General features: G+C 71.5%; 15 protein-coding genes. 10 read left to right on the top strand and 5 right to left on the bottom strand.

The annotated features are described in order from the left end of the window. Positions 1 to 16 precede the first annotated feature (16 nt). The 9 genes from fxsA to fxsT (EDD90_RS19160) all read left to right on the top strand — a co-directional run bounded on the left by fxsA (position 17) and on the right by fxsT (EDD90_RS19160) (position 14,151). Positions 17 to 169, top strand: a complete 153-nt coding sequence (gene fxsA, locus EDD90_RS19205) for an FxSxx-COOH cyclophane-containing RiPP peptide (protein ID WP_123974197.1) — start codon at positions 17 to 19, stop codon at positions 167 to 169. Positions 170 to 347: 178 nt separating this feature from the next. Next, a complete protein-coding gene (locus EDD90_RS19200; protein ID WP_123974196.1) occupies positions 348 to 1,502 on the top strand; it encodes an FxsB family cyclophane-forming radical SAM/SPASM peptide maturase in 1,155 nt (384 codons plus the stop codon). Further along, the gene (locus EDD90_RS19195; protein WP_123981382.1) at positions 1,502 to 2,902 is read left to right on the top strand and encodes an aKG-HExxH-type peptide beta-hydroxylase; all 1,401 of its coding nucleotides are present in this window, start codon (positions 1,502 to 1,504) and stop codon (positions 2,900 to 2,902) included. Before EDD90_RS19200 ends, EDD90_RS19195 begins: the two co-directional genes overlap by 1 nt. Before the next feature lie 121 nt (positions 2,903 to 3,023). Further along, positions 3,024 to 6,029, top strand: coding sequence for an FxSxx-COOH system tetratricopeptide repeat protein (gene fxsT / locus EDD90_RS19190; RefSeq protein ID WP_123974195.1), 3,006 nt, complete (start codon positions 3,024 to 3,026; stop codon positions 6,027 to 6,029). 99 nt (positions 6,030 to 6,128) lie between these two features. Further along, positions 6,129 to 6,506 (top strand): CU044_2847 family protein, encoded by a 378-nt coding sequence (locus tag EDD90_RS19185; RefSeq protein WP_260327937.1) that lies wholly within the window; start codon positions 6,129 to 6,131, stop codon positions 6,504 to 6,506. Next, positions 6,503 to 7,447 (top strand): AAA family ATPase, encoded by a 945-nt coding sequence (locus tag EDD90_RS19180; protein ID WP_185149152.1) that lies wholly within the window; start codon positions 6,503 to 6,505, stop codon positions 7,445 to 7,447. Before EDD90_RS19185 ends, EDD90_RS19180 begins: the two co-directional genes overlap by 4 nt. 10 nt (positions 7,448 to 7,457) lie before the next feature. Then, on the top strand, positions 7,458 to 9,245 hold the full coding sequence (locus EDD90_RS19175) for a magnesium chelatase (RefSeq protein WP_123974194.1): 1,788 nt from the start codon (positions 7,458 to 7,460) through the stop codon (positions 9,243 to 9,245). Continuing rightward, positions 9,242 to 10,552: a hypothetical protein gene (locus EDD90_RS19170; protein WP_260327936.1), complete on the top strand. Its 1,311-nt coding sequence runs from the start codon at positions 9,242 to 9,244 to the stop codon at positions 10,550 to 10,552. The genes EDD90_RS19175 and EDD90_RS19170 overlap by 4 nt, the downstream gene beginning before the upstream one ends. A gap of 653 nt (positions 10,553 to 11,205) precedes the next feature. Then, positions 11,206 to 14,151, top strand: coding sequence for an FxSxx-COOH system tetratricopeptide repeat protein (gene fxsT, locus EDD90_RS19160; RefSeq protein ID WP_398928545.1), 2,946 nt, complete (start codon positions 11,206 to 11,208; stop codon positions 14,149 to 14,151). A gap of 75 nt (positions 14,152 to 14,226) precedes the next feature. On the opposite strand, the gene EDD90_RS19155 is transcribed toward fxsT (EDD90_RS19160), so the two are convergent. The 4 genes from EDD90_RS19155 to EDD90_RS19140 all read right to left on the bottom strand — a co-directional run bounded on the left by EDD90_RS19155 (position 14,227) and on the right by EDD90_RS19140 (position 21,090). Next, positions 14,227 to 18,051 (bottom strand): multifunctional oxoglutarate decarboxylase/oxoglutarate dehydrogenase thiamine pyrophosphate-binding subunit/dihydrolipoyllysine-residue succinyltransferase subunit, encoded by a 3,825-nt coding sequence (locus EDD90_RS19155; RefSeq protein ID WP_123974193.1) that lies wholly within the window; start codon positions 18,049 to 18,051, stop codon positions 14,227 to 14,229. A gap of 362 nt (positions 18,052 to 18,413) precedes the next feature. Further along, entirely contained in the window at positions 18,414 to 19,547 is a 1,134-nt protein-coding gene (locus EDD90_RS19150) for a HAMP domain-containing sensor histidine kinase (protein WP_123974192.1), read from the bottom strand. After that, positions 19,544 to 20,284 (bottom strand): response regulator transcription factor, encoded by a 741-nt coding sequence (locus tag EDD90_RS19145; protein ID WP_123974191.1) that lies wholly within the window; start codon positions 20,282 to 20,284, stop codon positions 19,544 to 19,546. The genes EDD90_RS19150 and EDD90_RS19145 overlap by 4 nt, the downstream gene beginning before the upstream one ends. A 110-nt stretch (positions 20,285 to 20,394) precedes the next feature. After that, a complete protein-coding gene (locus EDD90_RS19140; RefSeq protein ID WP_123974190.1) occupies positions 20,395 to 21,090 on the bottom strand; it encodes a spermidine synthase in 696 nt (231 codons plus the stop codon). Positions 21,091 to 21,345: 255 nt separating this feature from the next. Between EDD90_RS19140 and EDD90_RS19135 the strand changes: the two genes are divergently transcribed. After that, positions 21,346 to 22,185 (top strand): rhomboid-like protein, encoded by an 840-nt coding sequence (locus EDD90_RS19135; RefSeq protein WP_123974189.1) that lies wholly within the window; start codon positions 21,346 to 21,348, stop codon positions 22,183 to 22,185. A gap of 131 nt (positions 22,186 to 22,316) precedes the next feature. Here EDD90_RS19135 and EDD90_RS19130 read toward each other — a convergent pair whose 3' ends face one another. Continuing rightward, complete coding sequence (locus tag EDD90_RS19130) at positions 22,317 to 23,636, bottom strand: sulfatase (protein ID WP_260327934.1); 1,320 nt, start codon at positions 23,634 to 23,636, stop codon at positions 22,317 to 22,319. Positions 23,637 to 23,753: the final 117 nt, after the last annotated feature.

The following is a 23,753-nucleotide window of genomic DNA, read 5'->3' as shown; positions in this document are numbered from 1 at the left end:
GGAGAGGAACGGGGACATGTCGGACGAGCCGTTGCCGGAGTTGCTGGATCTGGATCTGGAGGAGCTGAGGACGGCTCAGCACCCGGTCCTGCGCGAGGTGTTGGAGGGACTGCGAGAACGGGCGGAACGGCCGAGCGAGATGCTCTGGGGTTTCAACAACGCGATGTGAACCGCACGGAGGGCGCGCTGTGAGCCAGATGGCGCAGCGAAAAACGGTCGCGTTCGGTCAAATGGAATCAGAAGAGGGCTACTTCGATCGCGACGGGTTTGCGTCCGGCCTTCGACCGGGAATGCGGCCTGATGCGGCCTGAAACGGGTGGAAAGGCGTACGGCATGGGGGTGCTGGAGTGTCTGCGACCGGTCACCCTTTCCGTCAGTTCATAGTGAAGGTGCACGGCCGTTGCAACCTGGCCTGCACCTACTGCTACCTCTACGAGGGCCCGGACAGCACCTGGCGCGCCCGCCCCGCCACCGCCCCGCCCAACGTCCTCGACCGCACCGCCGACCGTATCGCCGAACACGCCCGCACCCACGGCCTGACCACGGTCTCCCTGGTCCTGCACGGCGGCGAACCCCTGCTGGCGGGCGTCGGCACGCTCGCCGGCTTCACCGAAGCCGTACGCCTGCGCATCCCCGCGGACTGCACGGTCCGGGCCACCGTCCAGACCAACGCCACCCTGCTGACGCAGGACCGCGTGAGCGTTCTGGCGGGGCACGGTATCGAGATCGGCATCAGCCTCGACGGCGGCCGCGCGCGGCACAACGCGCGTCGCGTCGACCACGCGGGCCGCCCGTCCTGGCCGGCCGCGGCACGCGGGGTGCGCCTGGTCGCCGACCGCTTCCCGGAGTCGTACGCGGGCCTTCTGACGGTCGTGGACCCCATGCTGGATCCGGTGGAGACATACGACTCCCTGCTCGAACTCCGGCCACCCGCCATCGACCTGCTCCTCCCGCACGGCAACTGGTCGGTGCCCCCGCCGCACAAGTCCGGTTCCCGGTACGGCGATTGGCTCTGCGCGGTCTTCGACCGCTGGTGGTCGGCCGGCCGCCGGGAGACCCGGGTCCGCCTCTTCGAGGAGTGTCTCGCCCTGCTGCTCGGCCTGCCCGCGGCCACCGAATCCCTCGGCCTGGCCCCCTTCGACGCGCTCGTGGTGGAGACGGACGGGTCGATCGAGCAGGTCGACTCCCTGAAGTCGGCGTACGAGGGGGCCGCGCGGACCGGCCTGGACGTCTTCCGGCACGCGTTCGACGAAGCGTTGCGGCACCCGGGGGTCGCCGCCCGGCAGGCGGGCGCGGCGGCCCTCGCCGACGAGTGCCGGTCCTGCCCGCTGCTGTCCGTGTGCGGCGGCGGCCACTACGCCCACCGGTACCGGGCCGGGCACGGCTTCCGCAATCCCTCGGTGTACTGCGCCGACCTGGAGCGTTTCATCCGACATGCGGCCGGCCGGCTCGCCGCGGACGCGGTGCCGGCTGTGGCCTCTGGTGAAGGGGGCACCCCGTGATACTTCCGGCGGTCCCGGAGACGGCCCTCGCCGAACTCGGGCGCACCGACGGCGACGCCGACACGCTGGCCCTGCTCGTCCGGGACCAGGACACCCGCCGGCTCCTCCTGCTGCGCGCGGTACTGGACGCGGCGGAGACCGCGGATCCGGAGCTGTGCCCGCCGGCGGCGAAGGCGAGGCTGCGGGAGGACTGGGCGCTGCTGACGGCGGCGGACCGGGCCGGCGGCCCGGACTCCCCGGCGCGGACCAGGCTGGGGTATCCACTGCTCGGCCCCTGGGTCCGCCGCTGCCTGACCGGCCTCGACCCGCGGACCGGTCCCCCGACGCAGGAACAGCGTCGCGAACTCGCCTGCGATCTGGCCTACTTCAGCGCGGTGGCGGCGGTGGCCGCGGCCCGCGCCGGGATCCCGTTCGCCGTGCACCTGACGGCCCGTGACGGCATCCTGGTCCTTCCGTCGCTGGGCGCCCTGCGCACGGCGGAACAGAGGGACGTCCGGGTTCGGGTGTCCTACGACGGGTCACGTATGACCCTCGACGAGGACACCACTGTCTTCCTGGAGAACGGGACCGGTGCCTGGTCCGGCTCGCTCGCCTGGACCTCGGCGTACGCGCTGCCGGGCCTGGTGCCCGGCGCGGCCCCCATGCCCCTGGACGACCTCGACCCCTACCGCGTACCGCCCCGCGAACCCGACCAGTACGCGCTGAGCGGTCCGGCCGGCCCGGACGACGCCGAACGCAAGCGGTGGCTGCAGAGCTGGTCCGGCACGGCCGCGGTACTCCGTACGGGCGGCGAGGGGCGGCTCATGGAGGCGCTGGCGCTGCTGCGGTGCCTGGTCCCGCTGGAGATGCCGCCCGGGGCGGGGGGCCGGGGCAGTTGCAGCGGAACCCGGCGGGAGGCATTCGGCGCGTTGCTCAGCAGCGCTCCCGTGACCCCGGTCGCCTTCGCGGCGACCCTCGTCCATGAGCTCCAGCACACCAAACTGGCGGCGCTGAGCGAGATGGTGGAGCTGCACCGGGCGGGTCCTGCGGCCCTGTACTTCGCGCCTTGGCGCCCGGACCCGAGGCCGTACGACGGCCTGCTGCAGGGCGCGTACTCGCATCTCGCCCTGGCGGACTTCTTCCAGCGCCGGGCGCTCACCGTGGAGCCGGCGCTCAGCGAGGGCGCGTGGGCGCAGTACGCGCGCTACCACGCCCAGGTGGGGGCCGCGCTGCCCGCGCTGGTCGCCTCCTCGGACCTCACGGCGGTGGGCCGGCGGTTCGTGGACGAGATGGCGGCGGCGCACGAACGGCACACGGCGCACCCCGCGCCCCGGGGACACGCGGCGCGCGCGCAGGAGTACGTCAAGGTGGTGCGTACGCTGTGGACTCAGCGCCAACCCCGTGGTGAATCCCGGAAATGACGACTTCTCAGGCCCCGCTGCGCAAAGATCGTCGAGCCGAGGTGCCGGTTCCGAAGTCGGCGGACTCCCCAGGGCCGCACCGAGGTTCTAGGATTTTATGACTACGCGTGGAGGCCGTCGCATGTCTGAAACTCGTACGCCGGTCAGGTCGACCGAGAGGGGGGCCGCGAGGCAGACCGTCACGATCAGCTTCGCCGGGTTCAACCGGGCCTGGGCGGCGTGGATCGGGGACAGGCTGGAGCGGCGGGGCGTCCGGGTCTCCTATGTGCGCTGGGACTCCCCGGCCGAGGAGACCCTGGTGGACCTGTTGCGCGGTCTCGCGCTCGCGGAGGGCCGGATCCTGATCCTGGTCAGTGAGCGGTACTTCCAACTCGGTCCCCGGACCTTCGAGGAGTGGAACGCGGCGCTGCGCGAGGTGGTCGGGCCGGACCCGTCCAAGTTCGCGGCCGTCTCCGTCACCAACACGCAGGTGCCCGCGGCGATCGCGGTGCTGGGCCCGGTCGACCTGACCAACATGGGCGCCGACGAGGCGGAACGCCGCCTGCTGGACCGGCTGGACCTGCCGGCCGACGGCCGGCCGGTGCCGGACGGCTCCCGTGGCCCGCGGTTCCCCGCCGCACTGCCGGAGGTATGGGGTGGCGTACCGCGTCGCAACACGCGCTTCACGGGGCGTGAGCCGGTCCTGAACGACGCGTACCACCTGCTCCAGGGCAGCGACTCGGGCGCGGGCGTCCTCACGCTGCACGGCATGCCCGGAGTGGGCAAGACCCAGCTGGCCGCCGAGTACGTCTACCGCTTCGGTTCCGAGTACGACGTGGTGTGGTGGGTCAACTCGGAGAGCCGGGTCACCTACCGCCGGGTGCTGGCCGAACTCTCCGCCAAACTCGGACTGTCCACGGGCGACGAGTACGGCGAGCGCCTCCGCGCGGTCCGCGACTCGCTGCGCCGGGGCAATCCCTTCTCCCGCTGGCTGCTGATCCTGGACGGCGCCGACGAACCCGACCAGATCTGGGACCTGGTGCCGACCGGCCCGGGGCACGTCATCATCACCTCCCGGAACCCCGAGTGGGGCGAGCACAACAGCAAGCTGCTGGAGGTCAAGGTCTACGACCGCGACGAGTCCGTCGCCTTCATCAGGCGCCGGGCGCCACGGCTGTCGGACGAGGACGCCGACCAGCTCGCCGCGGCCCTGGAGGACCTGCCGCTGCTGCTGGACCAGACGGCGGGCTGGCTCAACGACTCGGACCTCTCCGTCGAGGACTACATCGCCCTGCTGGAGGACGGCGCCGACCCGGACGTCGTCAAGGTGTCGGCGGACTTCCCGCTGGCCTTCCAGACCGCGTGGGCGATACTGCTGAACAAGCTCCGCGAGACCGTCCCGGAGTCGGTCGACCTGCTGCGCCTGTGCACGTTCTTCGCACCGGGCTTCATTCCGGTGCGCATGCTGCGGGAGATGCCGCACGACGACGTACCCGAACAGCTGACCGGGCTGCTCGACGATCCGTTGCTGTGGAACAGGGCGATCAACCAGTTGCGTCAGTACTCGGTCGTCCGCCTCGAGTCCCACGAGGCCGGCTCGGAGGAGGCCGCCTCCTCCGGAGAGTCGGTGTACCTGCACCGCATGGTCCACCAGATCGTGGGCAAGGACATGCCCGAGGCGGACCGGAAGGAGTTCATCGACGTGGTGCGTCAGGCCTTGGCCGCCGCCGATCCGGGCCGTCCCACCGACACGCGCTTCTGGAGCGCGTACGCGCAGATCGTGCCGCACCTGAAGTACGCGGACGCGATCAACAGCAAGGACCGCAAGGTGCAGACCCTGGTCCTCAACTGTCTGCGGTACATGTACTTCGCGGGCGAGTACACCGCGGGCTGGAAACTCGGCAGGCGGACCCTGAACGCCTGGCGCGAGCTGCTGGGCGAGTCGCATCCGAGGGTCTGGGAGGCCACCTACCACTACGCCAACCTGCTGCGGGCGGCGAACCGGTTCGAGGAGACCGAGGCGATCGACCGGGCGGCGATGGTGCGGTTGCGGGAGGAGCGGGGCGAGAACGACCTGGACTATCTGCGGGTGGCCAACGGGCTGGGGGCCGACCTGTGGGGTCTCGGCAGGTACCGCGAGGCCTTCGACCTGTACTCGTGGATCCACCCGGCCTACCGGGAGCTCGTGGGCGAGCAGGACTCCCGCACCCTGAACGCTCTCAACAACCTGGCTTTCGCGCACCGGTTGCTCGGCCAGTACAAGGAAGCGCTGGCCATCGACCAGAAGACACTGGAACAGCGCCGTCTGGTGCTCACCGGCCGGCACCTGTGGACCCTCTTCTCCGAGGTGTCCTACGCGATCGACCTGAGGCTGCTGGGCCGCTACTCGGACGCCGAGTCCGTGCAGGCCCGGAACGTGCGCGAGTACCGGATCGTGGCCGGCGAGACCAGCCAGTACACACTGCGCGCCGAGCACAACCTGGCGCTGTGCCAGCTGCGCGGCGGCGACCGTGCCGCGGCCGGACAACTGCTCACCCGGGTCCTGGAAGGGTTCGAACGCAAACTCGGCGACGTGGACCTCCTCACCCTGTCCGCCGCCGTCAGCCACAGCTGCTTCCACCGCGAGCACGGCGACATCGACCTGGCCCGCGAGACCAGCGAGTCCATTCTGGCCCGGTACGACCAACTACTCCCGCAGGGACACCCGTTCATCATCGGCGCCCGAGCCAACCAGGCCCTGATCCTGCGCAACGTCGGCGAGCGGGAGCACGCCCACGTCCTGATCGAACAGGCGCTCGCCGACATGGCCGAGGCCGTGGGCGAGAACCACCCCTACACGCTCGGCTGTGCCATCAACGCCTCTGCCCTGCGCAACCTCATCGGCGACACGGAGTCCGCCGCCGAACTGAGCAGGATCACCATCGCCAGGGCCACCGAGACCCTCGGCCGTACCCACCCCCTCACCCTGTCCGCCCGTGTCTCCTACGCGGCCGACCTGCGCGGACTGCGCGCCCGCCAGCAGGCCGAGAAGACCGAGCAGGAAGCCCTCGCCGACCTGGAGTCGACCCTGGGCAAGCAGCACGTCCACACCATCTCCGCGCGCGCCCGCAACCGGCCTTACTGGGACTTCGAGCCCCAGGCCAGCTGACGCCCGCCGCGCCTCCCCGGTGCGCATAAAGTCCGGCCGCCGGGGAAGGAGTGGAGTCCAACAAGCCTGCAACACACGTGAGTTCACTCAGGGGGACGTGTGGTGATCCTGGTCGGGCCCGAACCGGAAGGCGCGGACGGGCCCATACCCATCGAGGTCGAGACCGAGCTGCGTCCGGCCTCGTACGACGGTCTCGACCTGGTGTACGGCGACGAAGCGACCCGGGACGGGGCCGCCCAGCGCGTCGTACAAGTGGCCCGTGACGCCTACACCGACGCCCTCGACCTGGCCCGCCGGTGTGCCGCCCAGGCGGTCCGGCGGTTCGGGGAGCTGGGCGAGGAGGCCCGGCCCGACGAGATCGAGATGCAGCTCGCCATCAAGGTGGACGCCGGGGTGGCCGCCCTCGTCAAGAGCGGTGCGGAGGCCCAGCTGCAGATCACCTTCCGGTGGCGCACCGGGCCCGGAGCCGCCTCGTGACCCGGGCCGCGAACGGCGTCCACATCCTGCCGTACGCCCGGGTCGTGGGGCAGGCGGAGCTGAAGCTGGCGCTCCAGCTCAACCACATTGTGCCGCGCATCGGCGGAGTCCTGATCGCCGGCCCGCGCGGCACCGCCAAGTCCACCCTCGTCCGCGCCTTCGCCCTCATGGCGCACGGCGAACTCCCGGTCACGCTGCCCATCAACGCCACCGACGACCGGGTCCTCGGCGGCTGGGACCTCGACGCCCTGATCCGCGGCGAGGCCCGCCCGCAACCGGGCCTGCTGGAGGAGGCGGACGGCAAGGGGCTGCTCTATGTGGACGAGGTCAACCTCCTCGACGACCACCTCGTCAACATCATCCTCGACGTCGTCTCCACCGGCGTGCTGTCCGTACAGCGCGAGGGGCTGGCCACCGCGAAGCACCTCTCGTTCGGTCTGGTCGGCACGATGAACCCGGAGGAGGGCGGACTACGGCCCCAACTCCTCGACCGGTTCGGCCTGATGGTCACCGCCGGGCAGCTCGACACGGATGCGCGCCGGCACATGCTGCGCACCGTTCTCGACTTCGAACAGGAACTCACGAAACAGGAATCCGACTGGCTGGCCGCGGCGGAGAAGGACGACGCGGACGTCCGGGAACGCCTGACGGACGCCCGTCGCCGCGCGCCGTACCTCCACGTACCCGACGACGTCCTGCGGCTGTGTGCGGCGGCGGCCGAGCAGGTCGACGCCGTCGGCCAGCGGGGCGAGATCGTCGCGATGCTGGCCGCCCGCGCACTGGCGGCGCTGGAGGGAGCGGACGAGGTCGGTCCGGGACACCTGCGCCGGGTCCTGCCGATGGCGCTGCGCCACCGACGGCCGGAGACCGCCCACGGTGCCGTCTTCGACTGGGGGCCGGACGACGAGGCCCAGGTCGGGGAACTCTTCGGGACGGTCTGAGGCGCCCCCCATGGCCACCGACGGGACGCCCACGGAACCGGAAGACCTCGCCGCGAGACTCACCCTCGCCCTGACCTGCGCCGCCGCCGACCCCGCCCTCTCCGGCGTCCTGCTCTTCGACCTGGACCCCCGGCTGATCGACCCGGTCGCCCGTCTCTTCGCCGGCATACTCGGCGGCGGGACACCCGTCATGCTGGGTGCCACCAGCCGCGACGAGGACCTCTGGACCCGCACCCGGCTCCATCGCGAACGCGACGGCATCTCCTTCCGCACCGAACCGGGCCCCCTGGTCGGGGAAGAGGGCCGCGGCGCGCCGCCACCGCTGGTCGTGGTGCCCGACCTGACCCGGCTGAGCGTCGCCGGCATGCGGGCCGCGGTACAACTCGTGGGCGCCGACGTCGCCGTGGTCGAACACACCGGACTGAGCCGCACGGCACGTCCGAGGGGACGCTGGCTGGCGGCCTGCCCGTCCGCCGAGGCGGGACGGCTGAGCCTCCATCTGCTGGACAGGTTCGCCGTACGACTCTCGGTGGCAGGCCTCAGGCCGCCACTGCCGGACCCGGAGCCGGCCGGCCGCGGCGCCCCGTCCGTGCCGGTCACCGACGAGGCACTGGACCGGGTACGGACGCTGCTCGGCGGCGGGACCGGTGTGCGCAGGGAACTCGCCCTGGCCCGCCTCGCCCGTGCCGTCGCGGCGGTCCGGGGCGAGCCCACGGCGACCGCCGCGCACTGCGACGCGGCGGCCCGGCTCATGGGCCTGACCGTGCCGGAGGCCCCGCCGCCCACCGCGCCCGCCGATCCATCGCCCGCCGTGCCACCGCCTGCCCCGCCGAAGCGGATCCGCCCCGAGCCACCCCGTGGCCGGGCCGGCGAGGCCGTCCCGGAGCGGGAGGCCGCCCCCTCCGCGCAGCCGCTGCTCGACACCGGGCCCGCGGAGCCGATCGGCAGTGCCCCCGGCGGCACCCCCGCCGTACTCGCCACGCCCTTCCCCGAGGACGAGGCGGTGGTGCTGCGGGACTTCGCGCCGCTGCGCAGCCCCTGGCAGCGCACTGCGGGCCCGGCCTCCGCGCGCGGCACGGTCGTCGGCACCCGGCGGGCCGGGAACCTCCGTGACCTCGCCTACGTGCGCACGGTCCGCGAAGCCGCGGTGCACCAACGCCTGCGCCGCGCCGACCGGTTCACCATCTCGCCGGTCGACCTGCACAGCCATGCCCGGGCGGGCGCCCCCGAACGCATGCTGGTACTGGTCCTGGACCACACCTGCCGGGACGAGGACTGGGACTGGCAGGACGCCCTGACGCCGTTCCTGCAGTGGGCGTACACCGAGCGGGCCGCCGTGCAGACGATCGAGGTCGGCAGCGCGCTGGCCGCCGACGAGCTGAGAGCCGACTCCTTCCCGGCGCGCAGCGTCCTGGACCCCCGGGTACTCGCCTCCCTGTACCGGCAGGCGGGCCGGGCGACCCCGCTCGCCCACGGCATCGAGGAGGCGGTACGGGTGCTGCGCCGGGCCTTCCGGCAGCACGGGAACGGGCTCACCGAGGCCTGGGTGGTCGTGGTCACCGACGGCCGGGGCAACGTTCCGCTGAGCGTGAGCCACGGCGGACGGACGACCGACGCGGTGGGCGCGGCCGGCGTCACGGACGCCCTGGAGGCCGCACGGCGGATCGCGGCCATGGACCGCACCCGGGTGCACACGGCGGTGGTGGACCCGGCCCGGGCCGCCTATGCGCACCTGCCCGGTCAACTGGCCGACGCCCTCGGCGGGTTGGTGATCGAGGGGCGGGGGGAGCCAGGGTGAACGCCGAACAGCCGCGTGCCCCTCGCTGGATGGCGGAGGCCGGCAGCGCCGTACGCCGTGCCGCGCTTCCCGGGCTGAAGGCGGCAGTGCGCCGGGAAGTGAGTCCCGTGCTGCATCTGCGCCGTACCCAGGAGTCGGCGGCCGGACTCGGCCGGACCGCGGCCAGCCCCTGGTCCCGGCTCCCCGAAGGATTCGCGCTCCTCCAGGTGCAGCGCAGCCACACCCCCGGCATCCGGGACGGATACCGGCTGCGGGGCTGGTGCGGCCCGCTCAAGGTCACCTGCGAGCCCGGCCCGACCAGGCTGGCCGCCCCCGGCGTCAGCCTGGGCAACCTCCGGCGGGGCGACGGCGAGTTCCCCTCGGAGGTCCTGCGCGCCGTCCTGCACTGGTCGGACAACCAGGAGCGGCTCGCCGACTGGATCAACCGGATCCGGGCACGGCACGGCGCGGACCTGCGCCTCATCATCTGGGACGACACCGGCTACGAACTGCCCTGGGAGCTGTTCAGACTCCCGGGCGAACCGGAACTCGGCCTGCCGGGCGGCCTGCTCGGCGCCCTGGTCGCCGTCTCGCGGTGGACCACGCTGCACCACGTCGACCTCGGCCTGCCGCGCGACCCGGGCGCGTTCCAGGGCGGCGTCCTCGCCTATCTGCACCGGGACATGGCACACGACCACATCGCCCTCGCGCCCTACGCCCCACGGCCCCACAAGGAACTCACCCCGTTCCTCAAGGCCCTCGACGTCCCCGCCGACCGGACCGGCCTCGTCTACATGGGCTGCCACGGTGAGTACGGCCACTCCGTCACCAGACTCCAGCTCGGGGGACGGACCTGGGCCGAGTTCAACGAGGAGAAGATGGACCTGCTGCGCAGGGACCACTCCCTGGTCTGCCTGAACGCCTGTCACTCCGGCCGCTTCGTCGACAACAGGGCCCAGGGCGAAGAGGCATGGCGGGGGTTCGCCGAACTGTTCCTGCGCAAGGGCGCGGGCGGCTGCATCGTCACGGCGGGAGCGATCGGCGACCCGGAGGCACGGGCGATGGTGCACCGCCTGGTGACCGAGGTCACCGCCCGGTCCTGGCAGCCCCTCGCGGAGAAGCTCCGGGCCTTCCGGGCCGAGGCCGTCGAGGAGTTCGGGGGACTGGCCGTCATCCCGAGCGTCCGCAACGATGACGGGGAGGTCGACGCCGTCGGGCAGAAGCGGGTCCTCAGGCTCCTCTACGCCTTCATGTTCCACTACTACGGGCACCCGCGCACCCCGCTGCGGCTCGTCGGCCACGACGAGGGACGGAGCATCGGAGGATGAACGGGCGCGCTGGACCGGAGCATACGATCGCCGTGGCTGCCGACGAGGCCCCGCTGCTGATCGAGCCCGTCGTCGCTTGGCCGCGCCAGGCGGAGACCGACTGCGACTACCTCGTCACCGTCGACCTGCGCGGCCCGCTCCCGGCCGAGGCCGGCACCGAGCCGAACTGGCCCTGGACGGAGGAGGAGTTCACCTTCACCGTGTCCCTGGAGGGCGCCGGCCCGGAGGTCGTCTGCGCGGCCCTCGACGAACCCGCCGTCGTCCTGCACCGGTTCGGCGGCACCTACGGCCCGGCGCGCTTCGCCGTGTCGACGGGAAGCGAGCCGGGCACCGCGTCCCTCTGGCTGACCATCAGCAACCAGTGGGGCCTTCCGGTGCGCAAGGCGGAACTGCGCTCGGAGATCCTGGAGCGCGAGCCCGGCGGCCCGCCGGCGGCCGGCCCGGCCCCGGACCAGCCGTTTCTCCTGGCCGGGGCGGACGATCCGACGGCACCCCCGGCGGACCGGGACCGGCGCGGCACCCGGGGCGTGCTGTCGCGTCTGCTCGGAGGGGGCGCGGCGGACGCACAGGGCCGGTCCGGGACGGCCCCCGAGGCGGTCCAGGCCCCCCGGCCGGACGAACAGGCAGGCCAGGACGGGCGCGAGACGGTCACCATCAGCTTCGCCGGATTCAACCGGGCCTGGGCGGCCTGGATCGGCGACCGGCTGGAGCGGCGCGGCATACGGGTGCGGTACCTGCGCTGGGACGCGCCGGCGGAGTTCCCGCTGGTGCACCTGCTGAGAGACCTGGCCCTCGACGCGGGCCGGATTCTCGTCATCGTCAGCGAACGGTACTTCCGGCTGGGCACCCGTACGCACGAGGAGTGGGACGCGGCCCTGCGCGAGGTCGTGGCACCGGACCCGTCCCGGTTCGCCGCCGTCTCCATCACCGACGCCCCGGTGCCCTCGGCCGTCGCCGCGCTGGCCCCCGCCGACCTGACCGGCATCGACGCCGACGAAGCCGAACGACGCCTCCTGGCCCGGCTGGACCTGCCCGCGCAGACACCGCACGAGCCGCCCGGCGCGCCACGCGGTCCGCGTTTCCCCTTCGCCGCACCCGCGGTGTGGGGCGGGGTACCGCGCCGCAACACCCGCTTCACAGGCCGCGAGCCGCTCCTCGACGAGGCCTATCGCCTGCTCCGGGACAGTGAGCCGGGTGCCGGCCTGCTGACCCTGCACGGAATGTCCGGGGTGGGCAAGACACAGCTCGCCGCCGAATACGTGTACCGCTTCGGTTCCGAGTACGACGTGGTCTGGTGGGTCGACGCCGGCAAACGAGTGACCTGCCGGCGCCTGCTGGCCGAACTCGCCCCGAAACTGGGCCTGTCCACGGGCGACGAGTACGGCGAACGGCTGCGCGCGGCACGGGAGGCGCTGCGCCGGGGCGAGCCGTACTCCCGCTGGCTGCTGGTCCTGGACGGTGCCGACGACCCCGGCCAGATCGAGGACCTGGTCCCCGCCGGCCCCGGGCATGTGCTCATCACGTCCCGCAATCCCGAGTGGGCCGACCGCCATAGCCGCCTCCTGGAGATACCGGTCTACGACCGTGACGAGTCGGTCGCCTTCATCAGGCTCCGGGCACCCCGGCTGACGGACACCGACGCCGGCCAGCTCGCGGAGGCGCTGGAGGACCTGCCGCTGCTCCTGGACCAGACGGCCGGCTGGCTGGGCGACTCCGAACTGTCCGTCGCGGACTACATCGCCCTGCTGGACTCGGGACTCGACCAGGACGTCGTCAAGGTGTCCCCGGACTTCCCCCAGGCCTTCCAGACCGCGTGGTCGATCATGTTGGACAAACTGCGCGACACCGTCCCGGAGTCGGTCGACCTGCTGCGCCTGTGCACCTTCTTCGCGCCGGGTTTCATCCCCGTACGCCTGCTGCGGGACGTGCCGCACGACGGCCTGCCCGATCAGCTGGCGGGCCTGCTCGGCGACTCCTCGCTCTGGGCCAGGGCGATCAACCAGCTGCGGCAGTACTCCGTGGTGCGCCTGGAGTCGTACGAGCCGACGTCCGACGCGCCGCTGTCCGCCGGAGCGTCGCTGTATCTGCACCGGATGGTCCACCGGATCGTCCGCCAGGACATGACGACGGAGGAACTGCGGGTCTACGGCGACGTGGTGCGGAGGGCGCTGGCCGCGGCCGACCCCGGCCGTCCCGGCGACAGCCGTGACTGGGACGCGTACGCGGAGATCGTGCCCCACCTGAGACACGCGGACGCGCTCCGCAGCGACGACCACGGGGTGCAGACCCTGGTGCTCAACTCCCTGCGCTATCTGCTGTTCATCGGCGAGTACGCGGAAGGGATCGAACTCGGGCGCCGGACCCTGGAGTTCTGGCGAGCGCTGCTGGGCGAGTCGCACCCGCAGATCTGGGAACTGACCTACCACTACGCCAACCTGCTGCGTGCCGACGGCCACTACGCGCAGACCGAGGCCATCGAACGCGTCGCCGTGCGGCTGCTGCGCGAAGAGCGCGGCCCGAACGACATCGACCACCTCAGGATGGCCAGCGGCCTCGCCGCCGACCTACGGGGCCTCGGCCGGTACGAGGAGGCGCTGGAGCTGAGCCGGTCGCTCCACACGGCATACCGGGACCTCCTGGGCGAGGAGGACTCGCGCACCCTGAACGCGCTGAACAACCTCGGTTTCTCGCTGCGCCAGCTCGGACGCTACCGGCAGGCTCTGGAGCTGGACCGGCAGACGCTGGAGGCACGCCGCCGGATCCTGTCCGGACGCCATGTGTTCACCCTCTTCTCCGAGGTCTCCTACGCCGTCGACCTGCGCCTGATGGGCCGGTACGCCGAGGCCGAGACCCTCCAGACGATGAACGTCCGTGAGCACGGGACGGTCCTCGGCCCCGACAACCCCCAGACCCTGCGCGCCGAGCACAACCTGGCCCTGTGCCGCTACCGCTGCGGCGACTACGAGCGCGCCGAGTCCTTCCTGACGCATGTCCTGGAACGTTACGAGCGCAAACTGGGCGAGACCCATCTGGAGACGCTGGGCGCCGCCGTCAGCCAGAGCTGCTTCGCCCGCCGGCGCGGCGACCTCGGCCGGGCCCGGGAAGCGAGTGAGATCCTTGTCGCCCGCTATGGGCGGCTCCTCCCGGAGGGTCACCCTTTCATCACCGGTGTACGCGCGAATCACGCCCTGGTCCTGGGCGCGGCCGGCGAACGGGAGCACGCCCACGCCCTCATCGAGCAGGCGCTGGCCGAGATGACCACCGCGGTGGGGGAGCGGCACCCGTACACCCTGGGCTGTGCCCTCAACGCCTCGGCCCTGCGCAACGCGGCCGGCGACATCGAGTCCGCGGCCGGGCTCAGCAGGCTCACCGTCGCCGGGGCCGTCGAGAGCCTCGGCGGTATGCACCCGTTGAGCCTGTCCGCCCGGACCGCCCTCGCGGCCGATCTGCGCAGCTCGGGGGAGCACTCACAGGCCGACCGGATGGAGGCGGAGACCATCTCGGATCTGACGGCGACCCTTGGCGACCGGCATCCGCACACCATTGCGGCCCGCCGACGCGAACGCCCGAAGTGGGACTTCGAACCCCAGACCACCTGACACGCACCGGGAAACGCCGAAGGGCCCGGCCCCCGACGGGGACCGGGCCCTTCACTGTGTTCCGGGTGTTGAGGACTACGCCTCGAACACCTCGCGCACCAGCTGTTCCTGCTCCGCCTGGTGGCGCTTCGCCGAGCCCACGGCCGGGGACGACGAGTGCGGGCGGGAGATGCGGCGCAGGCGCTCGCCGGCCGGGACGTCCGCGCCGACCGCCAGGTCCAGGTGGTCGATCAGGTTGAGCGCGATGAACGGCCAGGCACCCTGGTTCGCCGGCTCCTCCTGCGTCCACAGGTACTTCTCGGCGTTCGGGTACTTGTTGACCTCGGCCTGGAGTTCCGCACCCGGCAGCGGGTACAGGCGCTCCAGACGGATGATCGCCGTGTCCGTGACACCGCGCTTCTGCCGCTCGGCCTCCAGGTCGTAGTAGACCTTGCCGGTGCAGAAGACGACCTTGCGGACCGCGTTCGGGTCCACCGACGAGTCGCCGATGACCGGGCGGAACTGCCCGCTCGTGAACTCCTCCGCCTTCGAGGCCGCCGCCTTGAGGCGCAGCATCGACTTCGGGGTGAAGACGACCAGCGGCTTGTGGTGCGGGTTGTGCACCTGCCACCGCAGGAGGTGGAAGTAGTTCGACGGGAGGGTGGGCATGGCCACCGTCATGTTGTTCTGGGCGCAGAGCTGCAGGAACCGCTCGATACGGGCCGAGGAGTGGTCCGGGCCCTGGCCCTCGTAGCCGTGCGGGAGGAGCAGGGTGACGCCGGACGTCTGGCCCCACTTCTGCTCGGCCGCCGAGATGTACTCGTCGATGACCGACTGGGCGCCGTTGGTGAAGTCACCGAACTGGGCTTCCCACATCACGAGCGCGTCGGGACGGGCGAGCGAGTAGCCGTACTCGAAGCCCATCACGGCATATTCGGAGAGCAGCGAGTTGTAGACGTTGTAGCGGGCCTGGTCCTCGGTCAGGTAGAGGAGCGGCGTGTAGTCCGCGCCCGTCTCGCGGTCGATCAGGACCGCGTGCCGCTGGCCGAAGGTGCCGCGCTGGGAGTCCTGGCCGGAGAGGCGCACCGGGGTGCCCTCCATCAGCAGCGAGCCGATGGCCAGGGTCTCGCCCATGCCCCAGTCGATCGTGCCGTCCTCGATCATCGCCGCCCGGCGCTGCAGCTGCGGCAGCAGACGCGGGTGGACGGTGAAGTAGTCCGGGATGTTGACCTGGGACTCGGCGATGCGCTTGACGGCCTCCGCGGAGATCGCCGTCGGGACCGCGACCGGGAAGCCGTCCTGCGGCTCCTGGACGGCACCGGCGGCCGGCTGCGAGGTGGCCTCGCGGACCTCGGTGAAGACCTTCTCCAGCTGGCCCTGGTAGTCCTGCAGGGCCTGCTCGGCCTCTTCCAGGGTGATGTCGCCGCGACCGATCAGGGACTCGGTGTAGAGCTTGCGCACCGAGCGCTTCTTGTCGATCAGGTCGTACATCAGCGGCTGGGTGAAGGCCGGGTTGTCCGACTCGTTGTGACCGCGGCGGCGGTAGCAGATGAGGTCGATCACCACGTCCTTGTTGAACGCCTGGCGGAACTCGAAGGCCAGGCGGGCGACGCGGACGACGGCCTCGGGGTCGTCGCCGTTGACGTGGAAGATCGGGGCCTCGATCATGCGGGCCACGTCGGTGGCGTACATGGAGGAGCGCGAGGACTCGGGCGCCGCCGTGAAGCCGACCTGGTTGTTGATGACGATGTGGACCGTGCCGCCGGTGCGGTAGCCGCGCAGCTGCGACATGTTCAGGGTCTCGGCCACCACGCCCTGGCCCGCGAAGGCCGCGTCGCCGTGCAGCGCGACCGGCAGGACCGTGAAGTCCGTGCCGCCCTTGTTGATGATGTCCTGCTTGGCGCGGGCGATGCCCTCGATGACCGGGTCGACCGTCTCCAGGTGGGACGGGTTCGCGGCCAGCGAGACCGTGATCTGCTCGCCGTCCAGGCCGGTGAAGGTGCCCTGGGCGCCCAGGTGGTACTTCACGTCGCCGGAGCCGTGCATCGACTTCGGGTCGAGGTTGCCCTCGAACTCGCGGAAGATCTGCGCGTACGACTTGCCGACGATGTTGGCGAGGACGTTCAGGCGGCCGCGGTGGGCCATGCCGATGACGACCTCGTCCAGGCGGGACTCGGCCGCGCTGTCGATCACCGCGTCGAGCAGCGGGATGACGGACTCGCCGCCCTCCAGGGAGAACCGCTTCTGGCCGACGTACTTCGTCTGCAGGAAGGTCTCGAAGGCTTCCGCCGCGTTCAGGCGGCGCAGGATCCGCAGCTGCTCCTCGCGCTCCATCTTGGAGTGCGGGCGCTCCACGCGGTCCTGGATCCACTTGCGCTGCTTCGGGTCCTGGATGTGCATGAACTCGATGCCGGTGGTGCGGCAGTACGAGTCGCGCAGCACACCGAGGATGTCGCGCAGCTTCATCATCGACTTGCCGGCGAAACCGCCGACCGCGAAGTCGCGCTCCAGGTCCCACAGGGTGAGGCCGTGCTCGGTGATGTCCAGGTCGGGGTGCTTGCGCTGCTTGTACTCCAGCGGGTCGGTGTCGGCCATGACGTGGCCGCGGACCCGGTAGGAGTGGATCAGCTCGAAGACGCGGGCGGCCTTGGTGACGTCGTCGTCGTGGGAGGCGTCGATGTCCTTGAGCCAGCGGACCGGCTCGTAGGGGATGCGCAGCGCCTCGAAGATCTCGTCGTAGAAGCCGTTCTCGCCGAGGAGGAGGTTCGCGACCTGGCGCAGGAACTCGCCGGAGGCGGCGCCCTGGATGACCCGGTGGTCGTAGGTCGACGTGAGCGTCATGACCTTCGAGATGCCGAGCTTGTTCAGGGTGTCCTGGCTGGTGCCCTGGAACTCCGCGGGGTAGTCCATGGAGCCGACGCCCATGATGACCGACTGGCCGGGCATCAGACGCGGGACCGAGTGGACGGTGCCGAGGCCGCCGGGGTTGGTCAGGGAGACCGTGACACCGGTGAAGTCGTCCATCGTCAGCTTGTTGTCGCGGGCGCGACGGACGATGTCCTCGTAGGCCTGCCAGAACTCGAAGAAGTTCAGGGTCTCGGCCTTCTTGATGGCCGCGACGACGAGCTGGCGGTCGCCGTTGGGCTTCACCAGGTCGATGGCGAGGCCGAAGTTCACGTGCGGCGGCTTGACCAGGGTCGGCTTGCCGTCCTTCTCCGCGAACGAGTAGTTCATCGACGGCATGGCCTTGAGGGCCTGCACCATCGCGAAGCCGATCAGGTGCGTGAAGGAGATCTTCCCGCCCCGGGCGCGCTTGAGGTGGTTGTTGATGACGATGCGGTTGTCGAACAGCAGCTTCACCGGGACCGCGCGGACCGAGGTGGCCGTCGGCACGTCCAGCGAGGCGCTCATGTTCTTCGCGACGGCGGCGGCGGGACCACGCAGGGTGACCAGATCGGGACCGTCGGGCGCCGCGGCGGCGGGCGCCGCGGCGGCGGGCGCGGCCTTCGCGGCGGCGGCCGGCTTGGCGGCGGCCGGGGCCGGAGCGGCCGGAGCAGCGGCGGGCTTCGCGGGCGCCGGGGCGGGCGCCGCGGCCTGCGGCTGCACCGGGGCGGCCGGGGCGGGCGCCGGTACGGCGGGCGCGGCCGGAGCCGCGGCCTGCGGCGTCTGCGCGGGTGTCGTGGTGGTGCCCGCGGCCCCCGCGGCCGCGGTACCCGCCGGAGCCGAGGCGGCGGGCGCTCCCGGCTTGTAGTCGGCGAAGAAGTCCCACCAGGCTCGGTCTACCGAGTTCGGGTCCTGGAGGTACTGCTGATAGATCTCGTCGACGAGCCACTCGTTCGGTCCGAACGCGGCCGCGGGGTTCTTGCCCGCTTGGTCTGCGTCGGTCGAGATGCTCGAGTTACTGGGGGACTGTGGCGACACGGCGGCAACCGCCCTCTTCCGCTTCACAAGGTGATGGACAGCGGGAATAAAGGCTACGCCTCCAAGACCGTGAAGGTCAGGTCGGGCCGGTTCATCGTCGCGTAAGTCACATCGGAAACCGTGTTTCAGGGCTTGAAATGGCGGGAAACAAGCGTGGTTCCGCTGTGAATGGACTGAACCAGGCATGGCTCCGCCGTGCCGGAGATCACCTCGCACCGGCCCCCGGCGGTGGGGGTCCCCCCGCGCGAGCGAAGCCGAGCGTGGGGGAGTGCGGGGAGGCCGGACCTGATCACACGTGTCCGGCTGCGCCGACGACCGTGCGGACCACAGGTGGATCTTGAGGCTCCGGATCGAACTTTACGTCAACTTGGCACGGATGAAAGCCCCGGGAGAGTGACGATAATCCTGCAGCCCCGGTCGGATTCGGCCACACCGATCCGGCCGCCGTGCAGATCCACCGCCCACCGGGCGATCGCCAGACCGAGTCCGGTGCCGCCGTCGCTGCCGGGCCCGTGCGGCCGTCGTACGGTCCCTCGGTTGAAGCGCTCGAAGACGCGGTGCCACTCCGAGCGCGGAATGCCGGGGCCCTCGTCCAGGACCTCCAGCTCCAGCGACTCCGGCAGCGGCCCGCGCCGTGCCTTCACGGTCACCCGGCCGTGCGGCGGGCTGTGCTTGACCGCGTTGTCGATGAGGTTCGACACGACCTGGTGGATGCGCTCCGGGTCGGCGTGCGCGGTCAGCTCCGGCGGGGAGACGTCGAGGTGCAGATGGACGTCCGTACGCGTGTGGCTGCCGGAGTTCGAGGCGAGGCCGCGTGCGCCGGCGACCATGTTGGCCTCCTTCAGCACGCCCGAGAGGTACGGCCACACCTCGAAACGGCGCTGACGCAGGGGTACGACCCCGTTGTCGAGGCGGGAGAGGTCCAGCAGGGTCTCCACGAGGCGGCCGAGGCGTTCCGTCTGTTTCAGGGCCGTGCGCATCGTCTCGGTGTCGGGCTCGGCGATCCCGTCGACCACGTTCTCCAGGACGGCCCGCAGGCCCGCGATGGGCGTGCGCAGTTCGTGCGAGACGTTCGCGACCAGTTCCTTGCGCTGGCGGTCCTGGGCCTCCAGCTCGTCGGCCATGACGTTGATCGTCTCGGCCAGGTCGCCCAGCTCGTCCCGGCGGTTCTCGCGCACGCGGCGCGTGTAGTCGCCCTGCGAGATCGACCGGGCCACCAGGTTCATGTCGTCCAGCGGTGCGGTGAGCGAATGCGCCACGAACTGCGTTATCAGCAGTGTGGCGATCATCGAGAAGACCGTGATGAAGCGCAGCTCCGTCTTGGTGTGCACCGCGATCATCGACAGACCCGTCGTGATCAGCACCGAGACGACGACGAGCGCGCCCAGCTTGGTCTTGATGGAGAACGGGCGTACCCCGCCCCAGGGCTCCTCGCCAGGGCTCCCGGGACCCCCGGAGCCCCCGGGGCCTCTCGGTCCGGCCGGCCCGGCGCTCATGGCGTCGGGGTCTCCAGCGCGTAGCCCACACCGTGCACGGTGCGGATCCGCTCGGCGCCGATCTTCCGACGCAGCGCCTTGATGTGGCTGTCGACCGTGCGGGTGCCGGAGGCGTCCGCCCAGTCCCACACCTCGGCGAGCAGCTGCTCACGGGAGAGCACCGCGCGCGGCGTGTTGGCGAGGCAGACCAGCAGGTCGAACTCGGTCGGGGTGAGGTGCACGTCCTCGCTGCGCACCCGCACCCGGCGCTGTGCGTGGTCGATCTCCAGTTCGCCCAGGCGCAGGATGCCGGAGCGGGGCGTGGAGGCCGCGATGGCCGCCCGCTCCACCCGCCGCAGCAGTACGTGCACGCGTGCCGCCAGCTCCCGCATGGAGAACGGCTTGGTCATGTAGTCGTCGGCGCCGACCCCGAGGCCGACCAGCATGTCGGTCTCGTCGTCGCGCGCGGTGAGCATCAGCACCGGCACCGGCCGGGCGGCCTGCACACGACGGCAGACCTCCAGACCGTCGAAGCCGGGCAGCATGATGTCGAGGATCAGCAGGTCGGGCTGCCAGGCCTCGGCGGTGTCGACGGCGGCCGGGCCGTCACCCGCTGTTTGCACGAGGAACCCCTCGGCGCGCAGGCGGGCCGCGATGGCGTCGACGATCGTGGGGTCGTCCTCGACGACCAGAACGCGGCGCTGGGCGCCCGGAGTCGCCGTCGCCGCGCCGTTGTGGGAGGTGTGTGTCTGCTCCATCGCCCGCCCCTGTGTGCTTTCCGGAATCAGTGGGGTGATCCCATGACTGCGATTGACGCTTGAATGATCCGCGTCAGGGATGCACCCTACGGGGACAGGAGGCGCACTCGCTATCCAGGGCCGACGGCAAGGTGAACGACGTCCGGAACGCCCCGGGCAACCGGCACCTCTTCGGTACGCACCTGCGTGAACCCGGCATTCCGCAAGGTTTCTTCGAATTCCGCAGAGGGTTGCGCCGACCATACGGCGAGTACCCCGCCCGGCCTCAACACCCTTGCGCAACCTGCGAGTCCGGCCGCCGAGTACAGACCCGCGTTGTCCTCGTCGACGGTCCAGCCGGGCCCGTTGTCGATGTCCAGGCACAGCGCGTCGAACGTGTCGCAAGTCTCATTGACGTACATCACGAGGTCGTCCTCGATGATCACCGTACGCGGATCTGCGAACGCGTGTGCGGAAACCGCGGAAAGCGGTCCGTCGCGATGCCAGGCGACGACCGCCGCCTCCCGCTCCACGACAGTGATCCGCCCCCAGTGCGGGTCCCGCGCGGCGTGCGCGAGCGAGAACCCGACGCCGAGCCCGCCGATCAGCACCGCCGGCTCCGTCCGCCCGTCCAGGGCCGGGTGGGTGGCGGCCGCGTCCACGAGCAACCGCTCCGAACGCCCGTCGGAGGTGTCCATCAGGAAGCAGCCGTTGGCGATGATCTGCAGGAGTTCCCCGTGTCTGCGCAGGACCACCTCGCCGTACGGCCCTTCGCGCCGGTCCAGGACCACGGGATGACTGTCGTACGCGGAGGCCGGGGTGGTCATGTCCGCCATCCTGCCCCCAACAGGGCTTTGCCGCCATGCGAATTACGGGTGTCGGACAGCCGCACGCGTGTCACTCGTTCGAGGGGCCGCCCGGCGTTCCGCGCCCGCCGCCGGCCGGATGGGGCTCATATGGTTCCTCTTGTCCGTCCGCGGTTCTTCGGAAAATCCTGTGAATCGGCCCCCGCGTGGTGTCGGTCATAGACAGCGGCTCGTGAGACGGCGAAGGGTGGGGTGAAACGGAAGGAGCGCCTCACCGTGGAACGGACCGCGAGGGCCGCATCGACGCCCACGCCCGAGCCCCTTGCGGCCACGTCGCCCGGGCCCCTCCCGGCCATCCAGGTCGCCGCCCTCCTCGACGGCGTGCCCCGCCAGCGAGGCCCGGTCACCGCCCCCTTGCCGCGGACGGCGGCCCCGGACCTCCGCCTGGGCCCCCGGCATCTGCTCCCCGTCCTCCGGTTGCGCCCCTGGCGCTTGCTCCCCACCCCCACCGGCACACCGGTGACCTTCACGTACACGGCGATCCTGGCCCTCACCTCGATCTTCGCGAGCTACGCCGGCAGCGGCCTCATGTACGCCCTCTACCAGGACTCCAGCACCGACGTGGCGCACCTGCTGCGCACCCCCGTCCTCGTCCTGCTGGCCAGCGCGCTGTGGATCGCGGGCGGGCTCCTGTCGCCGTACGCCCTCGCCTTCGTGCTGGTCCTGACCGCGCTGGAACGGCGGATAGGGGGTGCCCGCGCGATCCTCGTCTTCCTGACGGGGCATGTGCTGGCCACCCTCGCCACCGAGGTCCCGGTCGGCCTCGCGGTCCTGGTCGGCCACCTCCCCGACACCTCCCTGCACCGCCTCGACTACGGCATCAGCTTCGGCGTCGCCGCCAGCATCGGCGCCCTCTCCGGCATCCTGCCCCCCTGGCTGCGCTGGCCCCTGCTCGCGCTGGTCGGCTACGACCTCATCGAGGACCTCATCGCCTTCGAGGACCCGATGACCAACTGGGGCCATCTGATCTCGCTGGGCATCGGGACGGCGCTCTGGCCGCTCGTACGACGCTGGTACCGGGAGCAGAGCCCGGCCGCCCCCGTCCCGGCAGCCTGACCGTTCAGGCGCGCCGCGCCGCCGCCAGCCTCTTCGCCGACTCCGGCACCCCCAGGGCCTGCTCCCGCTCCCGCGTCGCGCCGTGCAGGCGGTTGGTGAGCTGGTACGGGTCGGCGGCCAGGTCGTAGAGCTCACGGAAGAGGACCTCGCCGTCGCCCTGCGTGGGGCGGCCCTGCCGGCCGGTCGAGGCGGGTGCGGTAGTACTCGGTGTACTGCGTGGACCTGCCGATGAGGGTGGCCCAGGTGTGGATCGGTTCCTGGTCCTGCCGGTTCCACCACCACTCGGCGAGCAGGCGGTCGCGGTCGTAGCGGGGGTCGAGCAGCGAGTGGCCGTCGTGCGGGGTGTCCGGGGTGAGGCCGGCCGCGTCCAGGAACGTCGGGGCGATGTCCACATGGCCGGTGAGCCGGTCGTCGACCGTGCCCTCGCCCAGCCCCCGGGCCGGCCAGGACAGCCAGAACGGCACCTCGAGGCTGGGCCGGTACGGCACCGACTTGCGCAGCCAGCCGTGGTCCGCCCAGCACAGCCCGTGGTCGCTCGTGTACACCACCAGCGTGTTCTCCAGCTGGCCCAGGGCGCGCAGCTCGTCGTGGAAGTCGCGCATCGCGTCGTCCACCGAGAGCAGGGTGCGCAACTGCCGGGTGCGCAGCGCCTCGCCCCGCTCGTACGTGTGCTTCGCCGCGCGCAGGAACGGGGGTTTGTCGCTCTTGTCGCCCTCGTACACGGCCGGCCGGCCGGGCCACTCCGGCACGCGCGTGTGCCGGTACCTGCGCTCCGGGATGTTGAGTTCGTGCGCGCTGCGGGTGGCGACGTACGCGAACCAGGGCCGGGTGTCGGTGCGCGACCTGTCGATGAAGGCGAGGGCGCGGTCCCTGATGACGGTGGTGTTGTAGCCGGGGATGTTCCGGACCGTGCCGTTGTCGTTGTAGTGGCCGTCGTAGTACGCCACGGGCTCCTGCAGCAGCCACTCGTCGAAGTGGGGCAGGTTGTCGCCGGTGTGCCAGTAGTTGAGGTACTTGCCGAACAGACCGGTGCGGTAGCCGGCCTCGTGCAGCCGGCGCTGGACGGTGGTGTGCTGGTCCAGGTGGTAGGGGTGGCGGGTGTCGAGGACGCCGTGGTTGTGCGCGTACCGCCCCGACATGATCGAGGCCCGGGAGGGCGCGCAGAGCGGGGTGTTGGCGTGCGCCCGCGCGAAGGTCACGCCCTGCCCGCCCAGCCAGTCGGCGGTACGGCGGATCGCCCAGTCCGTCTCCTTGGGCTGGTCGTCGGTGAGCACGAAGAGGATGTTCGGCCGGGGGTCGGTGCGGGGGAGCGGCGAGGCCGGGGGACGGCTCGCGACCGGTGCGGCCGTGGCGGTGCGTCCGGCGACGGGCGCGGCACCGCCGTCGTCCACGGCCCCTGCGGCCAACGGGACGGCGGCCCCGGCCGCGACGACCGCGGCGTCGGTGATCACGGCACGCCGCCCGGGCCCGCGCGCTGGCTTCCCGTCCACAAGTCCCCCCGAGTCCCCGGCACATGGCGCTGTGCGCTGTGAATCCGCTGGCAGTTTGGGGGAGCTACCTGTGAGTCG

This window comes from Streptomyces sp. Ag109_O5-1 (assembly GCF_003814875.1).
Lineage (GTDB): Bacteria > Actinomycetota > Actinomycetes > Streptomycetales > Streptomycetaceae > Streptomyces > Streptomyces sasae.
The sequence above is the reverse complement of the archived record's forward strand: the minus strand, read 5'-3'. Positions and strand labels throughout refer to the sequence as shown.

What these genes read in the sequence shown, in the direction of transcription:
- fxsA (WP_123974197.1), top strand. Translation starts at nt 17, where the DNA reads ATGTCGGACGAGCCGTTGCCGGAGTTGCTGGATCTGGATCTGGAGGAG.
- fxsT (WP_123974195.1), top strand. Translation starts at nt 3,024, where the DNA reads ATGTCTGAAACTCGTACGCCGGTCAGGTCGACCGAGAGGGGGGCCGCG.
- EDD90_RS19175 (WP_123974194.1), top strand. Translation starts at nt 7,458, where the DNA reads ATGGCCACCGACGGGACGCCCACGGAACCGGAAGACCTCGCCGCGAGA.
- EDD90_RS19150 (WP_123974192.1), bottom strand. Translation starts at nt 19,547, where the DNA reads ATGAGCGCCGGGCCGGCCGGACCGAGAGGCCCCGGGGGCTCCGGGGGT.
- EDD90_RS19145 (WP_123974191.1), bottom strand. Translation starts at nt 20,284, where the DNA reads ATGGAGCAGACACACACCTCCCACAACGGCGCGGCGACGGCGACTCCG.
- EDD90_RS19140 (WP_123974190.1), bottom strand. Translation starts at nt 21,090, where the DNA reads ATGACCACCCCGGCCTCCGCGTACGACAGTCATCCCGTGGTCCTGGAC.